Origin of the sequence: Dactylosporangium sp. NPDC005555, assembly GCF_040605635.1 — a bacterium.
Lineage (GTDB): Bacteria > Actinomycetota > Actinomycetes > Mycobacteriales > Micromonosporaceae > Dactylosporangium.
Window position 1 is genome coordinate 82,442 of the sequence record NZ_JBEXDG010000030.1, and the last position, 17,178, is coordinate 99,619.

Genomic DNA, 17,178 nt, shown 5'->3' on the forward strand with positions numbered 1-17,178 from the left:
CGTCGTCATGGGCGCAGCTGGGCGAGGAGGTCCAGGGCCGCGTCGGCGATCACCGTGCCCGGCGGGAAGATGGCGGCGGCGCCGGCGGCGCGGAGCTCGTCGAAGTCCTGCTGGGGGATGACGCCGCCGACGATGACGAGGATGTCGTCGCGGCCGAGGGCGGCGAGGGCGTCGCGCAGCGCGGGGACCAGGGTGAGGTGCCCGGCGGCGAGGGAGTTGACGCCGACGATGTGCACGTCCGCCTCGACGGCCTGGCGGGCCACCTCGTCCGGCGTCTGGAAGAGCGGGCCCACGTCGACGTCGAAGCCGAGGTCCGCGAACGCGGTCGCGACGACCTTCTGCCCGCGGTCGTGCCCGTCCTGGCCCATCTTCGCCACCAGGATGCGGGGGCGGCGGCCCTCCGCCTCGGCGAACTCGGCGGTCGCGGCTCGCACCCGTTCGATGTTTCCGGCGTCGCCGGCCTCGTCGCGGTACACCCCGGAGATGGTACGGATCTGCGCCGTGTGCCGCCCGAACACCTTCTCCAGCGCGTCGGAGATCTCGCCGACGGTGGCGTGCGCGCGGGCCGCGTCGACGGCCAGGGAGAGGAGGTTGCCGTCGGACGCGGCGCCGGCGGTCAGGGCGGCGAGCGTCGACTCGACCAGGCCGGTGTCACGTTCGGCGCGCAGCCGGGCCAGCTTCGCCAGCTGCTGGGCGCGGACGGAGGAGTTGTCGACCTTCAGGACCTCGATGGGTTCGTCGGCGTCGGGCCGGTACTTGTTGACGCCGATCACCGGTTGCCGGCCGGAGTCGATGCGGGCCTGGGTGCGGGCCGCCGCCTCCTCGATCCGCAGCTTCGGGATGCCCTCGTCGATCGCGCGGGCCATGCCGCCGGCGGCCTCGACCTCCTGGATGTGCTGCCACGCGCGGGCGGCGAGGTCGTGGGTGAGGCGCTCCACGTAGGCGCTGCCGCCCCACGGGTCGATGACCCTGGTCGTGCCGGACTCCTGCTGCAGCAGCAGCTGCGTGTTGCGGGCGATCCGCGCCGAGAAGTCGGTCGGCAGGGCCAGGGCCTCGTCGAGGGCGTTGGTGTGCAGCGACTGCGTGTGGCCCTGCGTGGCGGCCATCGCCTCGACGCACGTGCGGACCACGTTGTTGAACACGTCCTGCGCGGTCAGCGACCAGCCCGACGTCTGGCAGTGCGTGCGCAGGCTCAGCGACTTCGGGTTCTTCGCGCCGAACTCGCGCACGAGCTTCGCCCACAGCAGCCGCCCGGCGCGCAGCTTGGCGACCTCCATGAAGAAGTTCATGCCGATCGCCCAGAAGAACGACAGCCGCGGCGCGAACACGTCCACGTCGAGGCCCGCGTCGCGACCGGCGCGCAGGTATTCCACGCCGTCGGCGAGGGTGTAGGCGAGCTCCAGGTCGGCGGTCGCCCCGGCCTCCTGGATGTGGTAGCCGGAGATGGAGATCGAGTTGAACTTGGGCATGTGCGAAGAGGTGTACCGGAAGATGTCGCTGATGATCCGCATCGACGGCGTGGGCGGGTAGATGTAGGTGTTGCGGACCATGAACTCTTTGAGGATGTCGTTCTGGATGGTGCCGGACAGCTGCTCCGGCGCGACGCCCTGCTCCTCCGCGGCGACGATGTAGAGCGCGAGGACCGGTAGTACCGCACCGTTCATCGTCATGGAGACGCTCATTTTGTCCAGCGGGATGCCGTCGAAGAGCTGCCGCATGTCGAGGATGGAGTCGATGGCGACGCCCGCCATGCCGACGTCGCCGGCGACCCGCGGGTGGTCGGAGTCGTAGCCGCGGTGCGTGGCGAGGTCGAACGCGACGGACAGGCCCTTCTGCCCGCCGGCGAGGTTGCGCCGGTAGAAGGCGTTGGACTCCTCGGCGGTGGAGAACCCGGCGTACTGGCGGACCGTCCACGGCTGCGTCGTGTACATCGTCGGGTAGGGGCCGCGCAGGTAGGGCGCGATCCCCGGGTACGTGTCGAGGAAGTCGAGCCCGTCGAGGTCCGGCGGCCCGTAGACCCCGGCGACGTCGATGCCCTCGGGGGTCTGCCAGGCCTCGCCCGGGTCCACGGGGGTGGCGTCGACGCGGGGGGTGCCGAGGGCGACCTCGGTGAAGTCGGGGATCACGGCGCCACCAGTCCCAGGTCCGAGTGCGTGCGGCGGAGCACCTCGAGGGCGTCGCAGCCGGTGTACAGGTAGTCGTCGACGTGCTCGTAGCCGGCGGGTCTGCCCGCCAGCCACACGGTTTTGACGCCTTCGGCCTTGAGCCGGCGCGCGGTGTCCTCGGCCTGCTCGGCGTAGGAGCGGTCGGAGCCGCAGATGCAGGCGACCTCCGGCGAATCTCCATTGTGGACGGTGCGGATGCCGCCGGCCGCGAACAGGTTCGCCGCGAACGACGCCCGCGCGGTGTGCGCCGCGACCGGACCGAGGGTCACCAGGCTCACGACCTTGTCCGAGCCGTCGGCGGCGTCCCTGAGGGTTTCGTACGCCTCGGCGTACCGGCGCCGCGGCAGCCCACCGGAGGGTGCCTGCGGTGCGGGGGAGCGGACCGGCCGCCGCTCCTCCAGGGACGCGAACTCGCTGACGCCGGTGATCGGGTCCTGCCGGTGCGCGATCCGGTCGGCGCGGCGCTGCCAGGTCGCCGCGACCCGGTCCGCGACAAGCCCGCTGTCGAGCGCCGCGCGCATCCCGCCGGCCCGCTCCACGTCGACGAACACGTCCCAGGCGGCGTGCGCGAGGGCGTCGGTGAGCGACTCCACGAACCAGGAGCCGCCCGCCGGGTCCAGGACCCTGGCGACGTGGGCCTCCTCGACCAGCAGCGTCGAGGTGTTCCGGGCGATCCGCCGGGAGAACCCGTCGGGCAGGCCGAGCCGCGCGTCGAACGGCAGCACCGTCACCGCGTCCGCGCCGCCGACCCCGGCCGCGAAGCAGGCGACGGTGGTGCGCAACAGGTTCACCCACGGGTCGCGGGCCGTCATCATCGCCGGGCTCGTCACCGCGTGCTGCACCTGCGCGCCGAGGTGCGGCACGTCGCAGACCGTCGCGATCCGCGACCAGATCCGCCGGGCCGCGCGCAGCTTCGCGATGGTGGCGAACTGGTCCTGGCCGGCCGCGTAGCGGAACTCCAGCTGCCGCAGCGCCATGCCCGCGCTCAGGCCCGCGTCGACGAACGCCCGCAGGTACGCGACCCCGGTCGCCGCGGCGAAGCCCAGCTCCTCGGCGTCACTGCCGCCGGCCTCGTGATACGGCGTCGCGTCGACCGTCGCGGCTCGCACCGACGCCGGGGCCAGCTTCGAGAGCCTTCCCAGCATGCCGAGGTCCGCGGGCGCCCCGGTCCTCGCCTGCCGGCCGAGCGGGTCGGCGCCGAGGTTGCCGAGCTTGTCCTCGCCGGGCAGCCCGAGGAACACCTTCGCGGCGTCCTCCGTGTGCTCGCCGCAGTCGAGCACGACGGGAGCGAGGTCGAGGTACACGCCGTCGAGGACCTCGGGGATGCTGCCGGGCGCGATCCCGTCCAGCCAGATCGAGGTCGCCCCGTTCTCCAGGTCGGCGAGGATCGCCTCGCGGGTCGCCTTCGTGTCGGGGTCCGCGTGCCGCTGCCGCACGTCCCAGGCCCTCGGCTGTCCGTGGCCGCCGCGGATGTACGGCGACTGCCCCGGCCACCCGACCGCGGGCAGCCCTTCGGTGTCACCGGCGGTGAACAGCGGCGCCACCGCGATCCCGTCGTAGGACACGCTGCCGAGCAGCTCCGCGACGGCCTCCGGCGGCGTGTCGTCGCCGGCGGCGCCGGACTTGCGCAGCACCGCGAGCGCCAGCCGCCGCCACTGCTCCGGTCCGCCGCCGTCCTCGAAGCCGGCGCCCAGCCGCAACACAGCGTCACTCATGAGCGGATGGTAAGGGCCTGTGACGGCGGCCCGGCAACCGTTGTGAAATGGTCCACCCGTTGAATATCTCACCGATTCACCCACTTCGCCCCCGCCCCGGCACTCCGTCCGGAAGGTCTAGTCGAATCAGGACCCGCGCGCCATCGCTTCGATCGTGATCGATCACCGGGTCGTCGGCGTGGGGCTGTTCCGCGACGACGACGCATGCGCCCGGCGGGTGGCCGCGTCCCGTCCGGGGACCGGCCGGAGACGACGGGACCGGCAGGCCCCTGGACCCCCGCGAACCTGACCGCTTACCCATACCGGGCGCGGCGCGCACACGAGTCCCGCAGTACATGCTGATAAATCCGGACAAGTCGGGCGAGATGTCATCCAGATGGGTGACCGGTGCGTCACCACGGGCGGTCGGCGTCGTTCCTGGGGCAGCTAGGTCTCCCCCATGCCGAGCGAACGGACCGACGCGATGAAGCCGGGTATCGGTGGCGCGCACAGATCACGAGGCCGGGTGCTCATGGCCTCGGCACCGCTCACGCTCGCCGTCGCCGCGGCCGTGCTCGTCGGCGGGCCGCCGCTCGGGCTGCCACCCGGCGTCGCCGTGCTCGTCGCCGCCGCGGCCGCCGCGACCCTCCACGCCGTCTGGCTGCTCCGGCTCGCCGCCGGTGCGGGACCGCGGACCGGACGCCCGGAGCTGCCGCGCGAGACGGTGTTCAGTCTCGCCGCGCTCGCCGCCGGGGTCTTCGCGGCCGGGGTGTCCGCGGTGGTCACACCCGTCGCCGCCTACCTGGCCCCGGTCGCCGGGGTCGCGCTCGTCGCGGGCCTGCTGAAACTCCCCGGCGTCACCACCGGCACGGCCGGGGCGCTGCGACGGGCCCTGGACGGGATCTGCGTCGCGCTGTGGAAGTTCCTGACGCTGCTCGTCCTCGTCCTCGAACAGCCGCGCCACCCGAGCCCGGCCGTCTTCACCACCTGCCTCCTCGCCGTCATCGGCATCACGATCGCCGTCGTCAGCGGGGTCCGCGCGCCGTTCCCGCGCATGCCCGCCGTCACCGCCGCCGGTGGCGTGGCGCTGCTGGTGCTCGGCCTGGCGGTGCTGCCGCTGCGGCCCGGCGGCGACGGCGGGTGGCTGCTCGTCGCGGGCGGGCTCCTCGTCCTCGGGTCGGTGCTCGTGTGGGCCGGGGCGTGCCGGTCGGCGTACGTGGACCGCCGCCCCGCCCGGGCCGCCACCGACGGCACCCTGATCGGCGACCCGCTGCTCGTCGCGCCCGTCCTCGCCGGCGCCGCCGCCGTGCTCTACACCCTCGTCAGCCGCGGGCAGCTCGGCACCTCCGCCATGGTCGTCGGCGCGCTGGCCGTGCTCGCCGTCGCGGTACGGGAGCTGCAGGAGACCCTCGCGCTGCGGCGGTACAGCGGCCAGCTCGACGCGCAGGAGGCGACCTTCCGCACGCTGGTCGCCGGGTCCAGCGACGTGATCGTGGTGCTCGACCAGGACCTGTCGGTGCGGTGGCAGTCGGCCGCCGCGGCGCGCCAGTTCGGGCTGTCCGACCAGGACGTCGTCGGCCGCCCGTTCCGGCACCTCGTGCACCCGGACGACATCGGCGCGGTGACCCTCGACCGGACGGCGCAGCAGCCCGTCCGGGCGCGGATCCAGGACGGGTTCGGGGTGTGGCGGCCCGTGGAGGTCGCCGTCACCGACGAACGCGACAACCCCCGGGTCGAGGGCGTCGTCGTGCATCTGCGGGACGTCAGCGCGCAGCTGGACCTCGAGGACAGCCTGCAGCGCACGAAGCGGGCCGACCCGCTGACCGGCCTGGCCAACCGCGGCGCCCTCCTCGCCCACCTACGGGACAGGCGCGGGCACCTGATGACGATCGGCCTGGACGGCTTCGCGGGCGTCAACGACCTGCACGGACCCGACGTCGGCGACGCGCTGCTCGTCGAGGTCGCCGCCAGGATTCGCGGCGCGATCGGCCGGGACGACCTGGCGGCGCGGCTCAACGGCGACGAGTTCGCGGTGCACACCGGCGCCGACGAGGTGCACGCGTTCACGCTCGCCACGCGACTGCTCGGGGAGCTCGGCGAGCCGTACCCGTTGCCCGGCGCCGACCTGCAGCTGTCCGCGGGGATCGGCCTCGCCCCGGCCGCCGGCGGGGCCGAGGAGTCGCTGCGCCGCGCGGGGCTGGCGCTGCGCCGGGCGAAACGCGGCGGTCGCGGCAGGGTCGAGTGGCACGACGCCGCCGTCGAGGACGCGTACGTGCGGCGGGCCACGCTCGAGCAGCACCTGCCGCAGGCGGCGGACCGCGGCGAGCTGGACCTCGCCTACCACCCGGTGTACGACCTCGTCGAAGGCCACCCGGTCGGCGTGGAGGCGCTGCTGCGCTGGCGGCACCCGACGCTGGGCACCGTCCCGCCGAAGGAGACCCTGGAGGTCGCGCGGGAGCTCGGGATCACCCACGAGCTGCACGACTGGGTGCTCAACAAGGCGTGCCGGCAGCTGTCGTCGTGGCAGCACGAGGGGTACCGGCTGTGGATGTCGGTCAACGTCGCGATCGACGACCTCGTCGCCGACGGGTTCGCGACCCGGCTCAGCCTGACCCTGGACAGTCACCAGATCGACCCGGCGGACCTGGTCGTCGAGCTGTCGGAGCGGGAGCTCGGCGCCGACCTGGAGCGGGTCGTCGAGCCGCTCGCCACGGTGCGGGCGGTCGGGGTGCGCACGGCGCTGGACGGCTTCGGCACCGGCACCACGTCGCTGGCGCATCTGCGGCGCCTGCCGACGGACGTGCTGAAGGTCGACGGCTCACTGTTCGCGTCGCAGCCCACGGCCGGAGCGACGACGGCGCCGATCATCGACGTCGTGGTCCAGCTGGCGCGGCGGCTCAACGTGACGGTCGTCGCCCACGGTCTCGAGGCGGAGCGGCACCTGGAGGTCGTGCGGACGGCGGGCTGCCGGTACGGCCAGGGCCACTACTACGGCACGCCGGCACCGGCGGAACGCATCGAGGCCGCCCTGGTGCGGCAGCGAGCCTGGTAGGGGAGTTCACGCCGTCCTGGCTGGAACGGGGCGGTCACGGTGGACTTCGAGGCGCATTCACGCCGTCCTGGCTGGAACGGGGCGATCGCGGTGGACTTCGAGGCGCATTCATGCCGTCCTGGCTGGAACGGGGCGGTCACGGTGCACGTGCAGGACGCTGAAGGTGATCGGCTGGTCGGGCTTGCCCTGCCAGCCGACGGCGAGGCGGTGCGTCTCCCGGGTCGACGGGAAGAGCATCTTGCCGGTCGCGACGACGGGCAGGCCCAGCTTCGCCGGCTGCGCCCCGCGGTTCTTGAGGTTGCCGCCGACGACGTTGATGAGCTCGCCCATGGCGTCCGTGACGTCCTGGTCCGTGACCTCGTCGGGGTCCATCGCCAGCATCAGCCCGGTGATGTCGGTGGCGGCCATCGCCGGCACCAGCACCCGCACGTGCCCTTCCCAGGCGCCGGTGATCGACACGGCGGCGGTGATGGGCCGCGTGTCCAGCGCCGGCTCATGATCGGTCGTCTGCGCGTCCGACTGCTGCAGGTACGCGTCCCAGACCTCGTTCACGATCTCGGCGAGGTCCCGTTCGGCGAGGCCGGACTCGGTGATCGAGTCGTCCACCATGCGCACTCCAGAGGTCGTGAGGCGGCTGTACCTACCCCCGCATGGTGACAGCCGAAAGTGGCAGTTCGGCAGAAACCGGAAAACTCGTCGTCATCCTGCGATTCTCGCCGATGCCAGGTAGGCTTCCGGGTTCATCGAGCGAGGGGGAGGTGTGGGATGAGGACCTCGGCGACGTTGCGCGCGACCGCGGTGAGCCTCGCGCTGAGCGTCTGCGCGATGCTGCTCGGCCTCACCCACGCCCATTACGCCCTGCCCGGCGACATGTTCCAGGTCGCGCGCACCGCGAGCGTCACGTCCGCCGTGCCGGGCGCCGACGCCCCGCAGGGTCGCAAGCTCCCGCGGGCGTCCGGGAGCTCCGACACCCACACCGACGGGCCGCACTGGCTCGCCGTGCTGCCCAGCGTCGTCGAGATCGTCCCGCCGCAGGCATGGTCGCCCGCGGCGGCGGTCCCGGCCACCGTCCATCGTGGACGGTGCATCGTCGCGCCGGGCTGCCGGGGACCGCCCAACTCCTGAAAGTTCTTCGTGTCCGCAGCCGTGACCCAGCCGGGTCGACGGTTTCGTTTGCGTTGCCCTTTTCTGGAGGTCGTTCGTCATGTTCCGCATACCGCCGCACCCCCGTCAGCTCGCCACGCCGCACGGCCCGCCGGGCCGCCGGTGAGCGCCCTGGCAGCGATCGCGATCTTCACGATCGCGTTCGTCCTCATCGCCACGGAGAAGGTCCACCGGGTCGCCGTCGCCCTGTTCGCCGCCGGCATGATGGCCCTGCTGGGCCTGGTGCCGGGCAAGGACGTGTTCTTCTCCGAGCACGCCGGCATCGACTGGAACGTCATCTTCCTGCTGCTCGGCATGATGATCATCGTCGGCGTCATCAAGCAGACCGGCGTGTTCGAATTCCTCGCCATCTGGGCCGCGAAACGGTCCGGTGGCCGCCCGTACAAACTCCTCGTGCTCCTCATGGTGATCACCGCGGTGGCGTCGCCGTTCCTGGACAACGTCACCACGATCATGCTGGTCGCCCCGGTGACCGTCCTGGTCTGCCGCAAGCTGGGGATCCCGGCCGCGCCGTACCTGATCGCGGAGGCCCTCGCCTCCAACATCGGCGGCGCCGCCACCCTCATCGGCGACCCGCCGAACATCATCATCGGCAGCCGCGCCGGGCTCACGTTCAACGACTTCATCGTGCACATGGCGCCGATCGTCGCGATCGTGTTCGTCCTGTTCGTGCTCCTGGCCTGGGTCATGTTCCGCAAACGCTTCGAATACCACCCGGAGCGGGTCGCCGAGGTCATGGCCCTGGACGAGCGCGCCTCGATCAAGGACCATCGCCTGCTGGTCCGCTGCCTGGCGGTGCTCACGCTCGTCGTCATCGGGTTCGCGCTGCACGCGGTCATCCACGTCGAACCGGCCATCATCGCGCTGCTCGGCGCCGGCCTCATGGTGCTCGTGTCCCGCGTCTCGACCGAGGCCTACCTGGAGGAGGTCGAGTGGTCGACGCTGGTCTTCTTCATGGGCCTGTTCGTCATGGTCGGCGGCCTCGTGGAGACCGGTGTCATCCACCGCATCGGCGCTTGGGCGACCGGCCAGGTCGGCGACAACTACTTCGCCGCGGCGACCGGGCTGCTCTTCGGATCCGCGGTGCTGGGCGCGTTCTTCGACAACATCCCGTACGTGGCGACGATGGCTCCGATCGTCGAGGACATCGTCGCGACCACTCCGGACGCGGCCACCGGCCAGTCGCTGTGGTGGGCGTTCGCGCTCGGCGCCGACTTCGGCGGCAACGGCACCGCGATCGCCGCGAGCGCCAACGTCGTCGTCCTGGGCATCGCGGCCCGCTCCGGCGAGCCGATCAGCTTCTGGCAGTTCACCCGCTACGGCATCGTCACCACCGTGATGACCACGATCATCGCCTGGGGCTACGTCTGGTTGCGGTACTTCTCCTGACGCTCCGCACCGGTGACCGCCCCCGCCGGGGGTGGTCACCGGTGTCCGGCGTGCCGTCAGGATGTGCGGATGGGGAGCGTCGGCGAGGAGCTCAGGGAGCTGGTCGTCGACGCGTGGCGGATGGTCGTGCCGAAGCGGGTGTACGCCGGCCGGCAGCGGCGCGTCCCGTAGCGGGCGTTGCGCTCGTGGCGGAAACGAGGGCCGGGAGCTGCTGAGGGGCGGGGTGGTCGCCTAGGGTCGGGCGGATGGAGCACAGTTCGCGGTTCCGGCCCGATTGGCGACCCGACGACGAGCCGCGGCAGCCGCCGCAGCACGCGCCGTGGCTCGATGAGCAGCTGTTCGGGCGGCGCATGGTGTTCCTGCGCGGCGCGATCGAGCCGGAGATGGCCGGGCGGGCCGCGGCGACCCTGCTCGCGCTCGACGCGATCGGGCAGGAGCCGATCACGTTGCACCTGTCGGCCGAGGAAGGCCAGCTCGCGGCGGTGTTCACGCTCGTCGACGCGCTCGACTCGGTGCACGCGCCGGTCCACGCGACGGCCGTCGGTCAGGTCGGGGGCGCGGCGATCGGGGTGTTCTGCGCGGCGCAGGCCAGGTCGGCGTTCGCGCACGCGCGGTTCCGGCTGTCCGAGCCGAAGGTGACCAGTCCGGGCGGCACGGCCGACCAGGTCGTCGCCGAGGCCGGGCGGTATCTGCGCGACCTGGAGGACCTGGTGCTGCGCATCGCCGCGGCGACCGGCCAGCCGAGGTCCCGGGTCGAGGACGACCTGTCGACCGGGCGGGTGCTGTCCGCCGAGGAAGCTGTCGAATACGGCCTGATCGCGTCGATCACGTCCCGTTGAGGCCCAGGCCCGCCTCGCGGGCTCTGACGATGGCCTCGGAACGGTCGGCGACCTGGAGCTTGGCGAAGACGTTCGAGACGTTGTTGCGGACGGTCTTCTGGGACAGGAACAGGGCCTGGGCGATCTGCGCGTTGGAGCGGCCCGCGGCGAGCAGGTCGAGGATCTCCCGCTCGCGGGCGGTGAGCTCCGGGAAGGCCGTGGTCGCCGTCGGTGGGCCGGCGGCGAAGAACTCGGCGATGCGCCGGGCGAGGGTCGCGCCGAAGACGGCACCGCCGGACGCGACGGTGTTGATGGCGCGGACGATCTCCTCCTGCTCGGCGCCCTTGACGAGGTAGCCGCGGGCGCCGGCGCGGACGGCGCTGAAGACGGTGCCGTCGTCCTCGGACATGGTGAGCACGACGACGCCGACCGACGGGGCCTCACCGGCCAGGCGGCGGGTGGCCTCGATGCCGTTCAGGCCGGGCATCTGCACGTCCATGACGACGACGTCGGGGAGCAGGTCGACGGCGAGCGCGACGGCCTCCGCGCCGGTGGCGGCGGTGCCGACGACCTCGATGCCGGCCACCGAGCCGAGGAGCACGGCGAGGCCGTCGCGGAAGATCGGGTGGTCGTCGGCGACCAGGACCCGGACCGGCTCATCGGCCATCGGGCACCTCCTGCAAAGAAGAAGATCCTAGCGGCAGCGTGGCGCGGACCGTGGTGCCGCCGCCGGGCGGGCACTCGATCTCGCACCGCCCGCCGAGCTCGGCGGCGCGCTCCCGCAGCGAGACGAGCCCGACCCCGGACGGGGTCCCCGGTGCGATCCCGCACCCGTCGTCGGTCACCGACACCACGAGCGTGTCCGAGACAATCGAGAAGTCGGCGCAGGCGACCCCGGCCCGCGCGTGCTTCGACACGTTCGCCAGGGCCTCCGACGCGATCCGGTATGCGGCCACCTCCACCGCCGCTGCCAGCCCCACGGGCGGCGAACCCGTGACCCGGATCGTCAGCGACGGCGTGCGGAGACGGTCCGCGACCTGGTCGACGGCGCCGATCAGGCCCACGTCGTCCAGGGCCGGCGGCCGCAGGTCGTGCACGAGCCGCCGCACATCGGCCAGGGCCGTCGACACGTCCTCCCGCGCCTGCTTCAGCATCTCGTCGGCGCGCGCGGGCGACGACCGCAGCAGGTTGCGGGCGGTGTCGATGCGCAACGCGACGCCGCCGAGCGCCGGGCCGAGGCCGTCGTGCAGGTCCCGGCGCACCCGGCGGCGCTCCTCCTCGCGCGCCCCGACCAGGCGCTCCCGGCTGCGCTGCAGCTCCGCGGCGAGGTGGCTGGAGCGTGCCGCGGCGGCCGCCTGCCGGACCACGTCGGCGAGGAGCCGTTCGTCGCGCGGGGACAGCACGGTGCGCGGGCCACTGGCCGGCAGGATCAACCGGCCGACGGTTTCGCCACGGTACGTGATGGGCAGCGTCGACACGTCGGGCACCGGCTGCCCGTGCTCGGCGAGCAGCGTCGGGTCCCCGCCACGGTGGACCTCGACGGCGACGTACGGCGCCTTGAACGCCTCGGCGACGCTGCGGGCCACGGCGAGGAGCTGGTCCTCGGGGCTGTCGGTGCGTTCCAGCTGCTCGGCGAGGCCGGAGACGACACGGTACGGGTCGTGCCGCCGGCCCAGCACCACCCGCTGCACGAGGTGCCAGAGGCGGTGCCGCAGCGGCCCGTACACCAGCATCACGACGAGCAGCCCGGCCAGTGCGGCACCCTGCTGGCCGAGCAGGGTCGTCGCCGCGGCGAGCAGGACCGCGTCGACGGCGACGACGAGCGTGGCGAGGGCGCCGTAGAGGACGGTGCCGCCGAGGAGCCGGTCGATGTCGACGAGACGGGGACGCAGGATGCCGACCGCGATCGCGCCGCCGGTGACGACGATCGCGACGACCAGGCCGAGGGACAGCGCCGACTGGGGCAGCAGCAGCGACGACAGCATCACCAGCAGGTCGACGACGCCGGCCCACAGCAGCCACCGCATCCGCGTCTTCCCGAGGCCCTGCGCCATGCGGTACCGGCGGAACACCACCGCGAACGGGACCAGCATGCTCAACGGCAGCGCCGCGTAGCCCACCCGCAGGAGCACCTGCCACGCGCCGTCGGGCAAGGGGAGGCTGAGCAGGTCCGCGGACAGGTGGTCCAGCGGGCCCGAGTCCTGCGCGCCGGCGATGCGGGCAGGCACGAACAGCAGCGTCAGCGGCAGGATCGCGGTGCAGCCGAGGCTGATGTACGCCGCCCAGCGCCACCGACCGGCGGGCGGGCGGCCGTCGGGGTAGAACACCAGCAGCAGCGGCAGCGAGAACAGCAGCGACGCGCCGAGCCGCTGGTACAGCCACCAGGCGATCGTGGCGCCGGGCAGCGCGGGGTCCTGGGCGGTGGCGTAGCTGGCCCACGAGGCGCAGGTGCCGTCGGCGGCCCAGTGCAGGCCGGTGACGCACAGGATCCAGGCGACCGCGTTGCGGGGGACCTTGCGGGCCAGCAGCGCGCCGGGCACGGCGAGGGCGAGGCCGGCGAGGCCCGGGATCCAGCCCGCCTCGATGCCGTCGGCGGCGCGGCGCCCGGCGCCGAGCGCGACCTCCAGGACGATCGAGGCGACCGTCGAGGCCAGGGTGAGCAGGACGAAGAGCCCGCCCGCCAGGGTGGGGAGCCGCATGCGCATGCGGCTCATCGTGACAGCAGCGCAGTCCCGCGGTCCCGAGGACGCGGGTCCCGTTGCGGCCGGGACTTTTCCGGGGACCCGAACGGGGGCGCTCGGCCCTGCCGCCCGGGTCGGTGCGGGGCGCAGGATTCCCGGCATACCCGGCGACCTGCGCCGTTCACATAGAAGGACCTGTCATGTCGATCCGCACCGAGCCCGTCCCCGCCCGCACCGACGACCTCACCGGCCAGCCGGCACCCGCCGCGATCACCGCCGGCTGCGTCCGCGGGCTGGGCCTCGTCCTGGCCCTCGGGACCGCCGCATGGGCCACCAGCATGTTCACCGTCGGCAACAACCCCACGGACTCCCTGGGCCGCACCATCACCGACGTCACCGGCGGCCTGTTCCAGCTGGGCCTGTTCGCGCTCCTGGCGATCCAGGTCCGCACCCGGGCGACCGGCCTCACCAGGGTCGCCCGCGGCATGCTCGTCGTCGAGCACGTGCTGCTCGCCGTCGCCACGCTGTGGAGCTTCCTGCACGCGGTGCCGGCGCTGCGGGACTCGGCGTGGCTCGTCCCGATGGACGTCTTCTGGCCGCTGTCGATGCTCGGCATGGCCGTCATCGGCGTGAAGCTCGCCGTCGCGGGCCGCTGGAAGGGTTCGCTGCGGGTGTGGCCGGTCGTCGCGGAGAGCTGGGCCGTCGTCACGGTCCCCGCGTTCGGCATCTTCGGCTCGCCGGTCGCGGACTACATCGGCGGCGCCCACCTGGTCATCGGCTACCTGACCCTGGGCGTGCTGCTCATGCTGCGCCCGCGGCTGACCGGCGCCCGCTGACGCTCAGCGCTCCCGGAAGCCCTCGCCCGTCGTGGCGAGGGCTTCCCGTATGACGTCGATGAACGGTGCGCCCTCGGTGCGGTCCGGATACGCCTGCACCGCCACCCGCAGCGACGTCATGAACGCCGCCGCCATCAGCCGGGCGCGGACCGGGCCGGTCACGCCGCGCGCCGACAGCTCCGCGGTCAGGCCGTCCTCCATCGACGTGTACGTGGTGACCTGCTGCGCGGCCAGTGCCGGGTGCCGGCGGACGAGCCGCACCTGGGCGATCCACTTCGGGTCGCGGGTGCCGAGGACCTGGAACACCTCGACGGCGGCGGCGGTCAGCACCGGCCACGGCGCCTCGTCCGCCGGGCGGGCCCGCACCGCCTCCAGGAGCAGGCACATGCGGGCGTGGTCGCCGTAGAGGAGCGCCTCCTCCTTGCTGGCGAAGTAGTTGGAGAACGTCCGCCTGGACACCTCGGCGGCGTCCGCGATCGCCTCGACGGTGACCCGGTCGAGGCCGTGCTCGATCGCCAGCCGGACGGCGGCCTCGTGCAGGGCCTGCCGGGTGGCGGCCTTCTTGCGCTCCCGCAGGCCGGTGCCGACGCTGTTGCCGCTGCTCACGCTCGAATGTTACCCACTTCTCACCGGGAAAACTTGCGCACTGGGCAACGTTTCTAGATGCTTGTAGAAGGCAAGTATCTGGGAGGTGTCCGATGGAGCTGCGCGACGATCTGTACGAGCTGATGAAGGTCCTCCGCGTGCTCAAGCAGCGGCGGCACCCCGTCCTGCCGGCGGGGACGGTCGGGCTGCTGCAGGCGATCGAGCGCTCCGGCTCGTGCCATCTCAAGGACGTCGCCGCGCGGTGCGCGCTGGACCAGTCGACGACCAGCCGGGCGGTCAGCGCCGCCTCGCAGGCCGGTCTCGTCCGGCGGGTCGCCGACCCGAACGACGGGCGGGCGTCGCTGCTCGAGCTCACCGAGTCCGGCCGCCGGACCCTCGCCGAGGCCGAGGCCTGGTACGACGCCCTGCTCGCCGGCGCGCTCCAGGACTGGAGCGCCGCCGACATCGAACAGTTCGGCGCCCACCTCCGCCGTTTCACGAACGCATTGAGCGTTTCGCCGTTGTCGCCTTTGGAGGCATCCCGATGAGTCAGGTCAAAACCGAGGAGCCGATGAGCCATCGGCAGATCCTCGAGGCGTTGAGCGGGCTGCTGCTCGTGCTGTTCGTGGCGCTGGTGAGCTCCACGATCGTCTCCACGGCCCTGCCGAAGATCATCGGGGCGCTCAACGGCACGCAGGGGCAGTACACCTGGGTCGTCACCGCGACCCTGCTCACCGCGACCGCCACCACGCCGATCTGGGGCAAGCTGTCCGACCTGTACAGCAAGAAGCTCCTCGTCCAGATCTCCATCGTCATCTTCGTGGTCGGCTCGATCCTGGCCGGTCTCTCGCAGAACGCCGGAGAGCTGATCGCCGCCCGCGCCTTCCAGGGCATCGGCGTCGGCGGCCTGCAGGCCCTCGTCCAGGTCGTCATCGCGGCCATGATCCCGCCGCGGGAGCGTGGCCGGTACAACGGCTATCTCGGCGGCGTGATGGCGGTCGCCACCGTCGGCGGCCCGCTGCTCGGCGGCGTCATCGTGGACACCTCGTGGCTCGGCTGGCGCTGGTGCTTCTTCGTCGGCGTCCCGGTCGCCATCATCGCGCTGTTCGTCCTGCAGAAGACCCTGCACCTCGTCACCGTCAAGCGCCCGGCCAAGATCGACTACCTCGGTGCGTCACTGATCGCCGCCGGCGTCAGCGTCCTGCTCATCTGGGTGTCGTTCGTGGACGGCTCGTTCGCGTGGCTGTCGTGGCAGACCTTCGCGATGGTCCTCGGCGGGCTCGCGCTGCTCGCGATCGCCGTCTGGGTCGAGTCCCGCGCCGCCGAGCCCGTCGTCCCGCTGGACATCGTCCGGCAGCGGACCACCGCCCTGTCGATCATCGCCAGCCTCGCGGTCGGCATGGCCATGTTCGGCGGCGCCGTCTTCCTCGGCCAGTACTTCCAGATCGGCCGCGGCTACACCCCGACCGAGGCGGGCCTGCTCACCATCCCGCTCATGGCCGGCGTCCTCGTCGCGTCCATCGTCGTCGGCCGGCTCATCACCCGCTCCGGCAACATCAAGCCGTACATCGTCGCCGGCACCGTCGTGCTCGTGCTCGGCTTCGCCGCCCTGGCCACCATCGACCACGAGACGTCGCTCGTCTTCGTCGGCGCGGCCATGCTCCTGGTCGGCATCGGCGTCGGCTCCTCCATGCAGAACCTCGTCCTCGCCGTCCAGAACACCGTGCCGCTGCGCGACATCGGCGCGGCGAGCTCGACGATCGCCTTCTTTCGCTCCCTCGGCGGCACCATCGGCGTCTCGGTCCTCGGCGCCGTCCTCGCCCGCCGTGTCACCGACAACATCACGCACTCCCTCGCAGCGGCTGGTGTCCCGGCCGGCTCCGGCGGCACCACCAGCAACCTCAACCTGGGCGCCCTCCCGCCCGCCCTGCAACACATCGTCCGCGCCGCTTACGGCGACGCGACCGGCCACATCTTCCTCATCTCGGCCGGCATCGCGGTCATCGGCGTCGTCGCCGCGGCCCTGATGCGCCCCACCAAACTCCGCAGCACCCTCGACCTGGCCACCCCCGACCCGGTGCCGACGGAGAAGGTCCCGGCCACCCGCTGAGCCGCCCCGGTCGACAACCCGGTGAATCCTGGGGCTCTGACACCAGCGATCCACCGGGTTGTCGCGGTCCACAGCGGAACGCCGGCCGGCCCGAAGGCCGACCGGCGTTCCTAGCGCAGTCGAGACGCACCCGAGCCGGGTGGTCAGGCGCTGCTGTCGGAGATCTCGTAGTTCGGGCCGTCCATGACGTTGCCGAGGAAGCTCTCGAAGCGCTCCGTGAGCGACATGACCTGCGAGTCCGACGCCTCGGCACCCTCGATCTCGGCGGCGCCGAAGCCGGCGGAACCCTCCTGGCCGTACGCGGCGAAGGTGTGCTCCGACTCGATCTCGGTGTGCTCGTAGCGCGTGTACTCGGTCACCTCGTAGTGGTTGCCCGCGGCGTCCGTGTACTCGATGTGCTTGACGTTCTCGTACTCGGTGTGCTCGATGCTCTGGTGGTCGGTCTCGAGGATCCCGTACTGCGAGTTGTAGTCCTGCTCGCTGCCGCTCTCCGCGTGGGCCTCCGCGAGGCCGCTGTGGGACTCGCCGGTCTCGATCTCGCCGTACTCGCTCATGGGGGTGGTCCTCTCGGATGTCATCTCGGTGTCGCGCTGTTGGACCTAACGGTACGGGCGTCCGCCAGACCCAAAATCCCGGAAACGTGCCACCCGCGCATCAGCGAATCGGGCCGTTCTCGCCCCTCCC

Annotated in this window: 14 protein-coding genes; 7 read left to right on the plus strand and 7 right to left on the minus strand. The window is 72.4% G+C overall.

The window, feature by feature from the left end; all coding sequences use genetic code 11:
• Positions 1 to 5 precede the first annotated feature (5 nt).
• Both scpA and ABZS58_RS29870 read right to left on the minus strand, forming a co-directional pair.
• Positions 6 to 2,069, minus strand: a complete 2,064-nt coding sequence (gene scpA / locus ABZS58_RS29865; RefSeq protein WP_354786589.1) for a methylmalonyl-CoA mutase — start codon at positions 2,067 to 2,069, stop codon at positions 6 to 8.
• A gap of 53 nt (positions 2,070 to 2,122) precedes the next feature.
• A complete protein-coding gene (locus tag ABZS58_RS29870; RefSeq protein WP_354786550.1) occupies positions 2,123 to 3,880 on the minus strand; it encodes a methylmalonyl-CoA mutase subunit beta in 1,758 nt (585 codons plus the stop codon).
• Positions 3,881 to 4,319: 439 nt separating this feature from the next.
• On the opposite strand from ABZS58_RS29870, the gene ABZS58_RS29875 reads away from it, so the two are divergent.
• On the plus strand, positions 4,320 to 6,911 hold the full coding sequence (locus tag ABZS58_RS29875) for an EAL domain-containing protein (protein ID WP_354786551.1): 2,592 nt from the start codon (positions 4,320 to 4,322) through the stop codon (positions 6,909 to 6,911).
• Positions 6,912 to 7,019: 108 nt separating this feature from the next.
• Here ABZS58_RS29875 and ABZS58_RS29880 read toward each other — a convergent pair whose 3' ends face one another.
• Positions 7,020 to 7,520 carry a chemotaxis protein CheX gene (locus ABZS58_RS29880; RefSeq protein ID WP_354786552.1) on the minus strand — a complete coding sequence of 167 codons (501 nt, stop codon included), beginning with the start codon at positions 7,518 to 7,520 and terminating at the stop codon, positions 7,020 to 7,022.
• A 156-nt stretch (positions 7,521 to 7,676) separates the two neighbouring features.
• On the opposite strand from ABZS58_RS29880, the gene ABZS58_RS29885 reads away from it, so the two are divergent.
• From ABZS58_RS29885 to ABZS58_RS29895, 3 genes are all read left to right on the plus strand, one after another.
• Entirely contained in the window at positions 7,677 to 8,036 is a 360-nt protein-coding gene (locus ABZS58_RS29885; RefSeq protein ID WP_354786553.1) for a hypothetical protein, read from the plus strand.
• Between the two features lie 141 nt (positions 8,037 to 8,177).
• Positions 8,178 to 9,464, plus strand: a complete 1,287-nt coding sequence (locus ABZS58_RS29890; protein ID WP_354786554.1) for an ArsB/NhaD family transporter — start codon at positions 8,178 to 8,180, stop codon at positions 9,462 to 9,464.
• A 245-nt stretch (positions 9,465 to 9,709) separates the two neighbouring features.
• Entirely contained in the window at positions 9,710 to 10,303 is a 594-nt protein-coding gene (locus ABZS58_RS29895; RefSeq protein ID WP_354786555.1) for an ATP-dependent Clp protease proteolytic subunit, read from the plus strand.
• On the opposite strand, the gene ABZS58_RS29900 is transcribed toward ABZS58_RS29895, so the two are convergent.
• Together ABZS58_RS29900 and ABZS58_RS29905 are read right to left on the minus strand one after the other, a co-directional pair.
• A complete protein-coding gene (locus ABZS58_RS29900; RefSeq protein ID WP_354786556.1) occupies positions 10,290 to 10,949 on the minus strand; it encodes a response regulator transcription factor in 660 nt (219 codons plus the stop codon). The genes ABZS58_RS29895 and ABZS58_RS29900 overlap by 14 nt on opposite strands.
• Positions 10,939 to 12,987, minus strand: coding sequence for a sensor histidine kinase (locus ABZS58_RS29905; RefSeq protein ID WP_354786557.1), 2,049 nt, complete (start codon positions 12,985 to 12,987; stop codon positions 10,939 to 10,941). Before ABZS58_RS29905 ends, ABZS58_RS29900 begins: the two co-directional genes overlap by 11 nt.
• A 176-nt stretch (positions 12,988 to 13,163) precedes the next feature.
• Between ABZS58_RS29905 and ABZS58_RS29910 the strand changes: the two genes are divergently transcribed.
• Entirely contained in the window at positions 13,164 to 13,799 is a 636-nt protein-coding gene (locus ABZS58_RS29910) for a hypothetical protein (RefSeq protein WP_354786558.1), read from the plus strand.
• A 3-nt stretch (positions 13,800 to 13,802) separates the two neighbouring features.
• Here the strand turns inward: ABZS58_RS29910 and ABZS58_RS29915 are convergent, their stop codons facing one another.
• Complete coding sequence (locus ABZS58_RS29915; RefSeq protein WP_354786559.1) at positions 13,803 to 14,405, minus strand: helix-turn-helix domain-containing protein; 603 nt, start codon at positions 14,403 to 14,405, stop codon at positions 13,803 to 13,805.
• Positions 14,406 to 14,497: 92 nt separating this feature from the next.
• Here ABZS58_RS29915 and ABZS58_RS29920 point away from each other — a divergent pair, with 92 nt between their 5' ends.
• On the plus strand, positions 14,498 to 14,932 hold the full coding sequence (locus ABZS58_RS29920; RefSeq protein WP_354786560.1) for a MarR family winged helix-turn-helix transcriptional regulator: 435 nt from the start codon (positions 14,498 to 14,500) through the stop codon (positions 14,930 to 14,932).
• Positions 14,929 to 16,494 (plus strand): MDR family MFS transporter, encoded by a 1,566-nt coding sequence (locus ABZS58_RS29925; protein ID WP_354786561.1) that lies wholly within the window; start codon positions 14,929 to 14,931, stop codon positions 16,492 to 16,494. The genes ABZS58_RS29920 and ABZS58_RS29925 overlap by 4 nt, the downstream gene beginning before the upstream one ends.
• Positions 16,495 to 16,637: 143 nt before the next feature.
• Here ABZS58_RS29925 and ABZS58_RS29930 read toward each other — a convergent pair whose 3' ends face one another.
• Positions 16,638 to 17,048, minus strand: a complete 411-nt coding sequence (locus ABZS58_RS29930) for a hypothetical protein (RefSeq protein WP_354786562.1) — start codon at positions 17,046 to 17,048, stop codon at positions 16,638 to 16,640.
• Positions 17,049 to 17,178 lie beyond the last annotated feature (130 nt).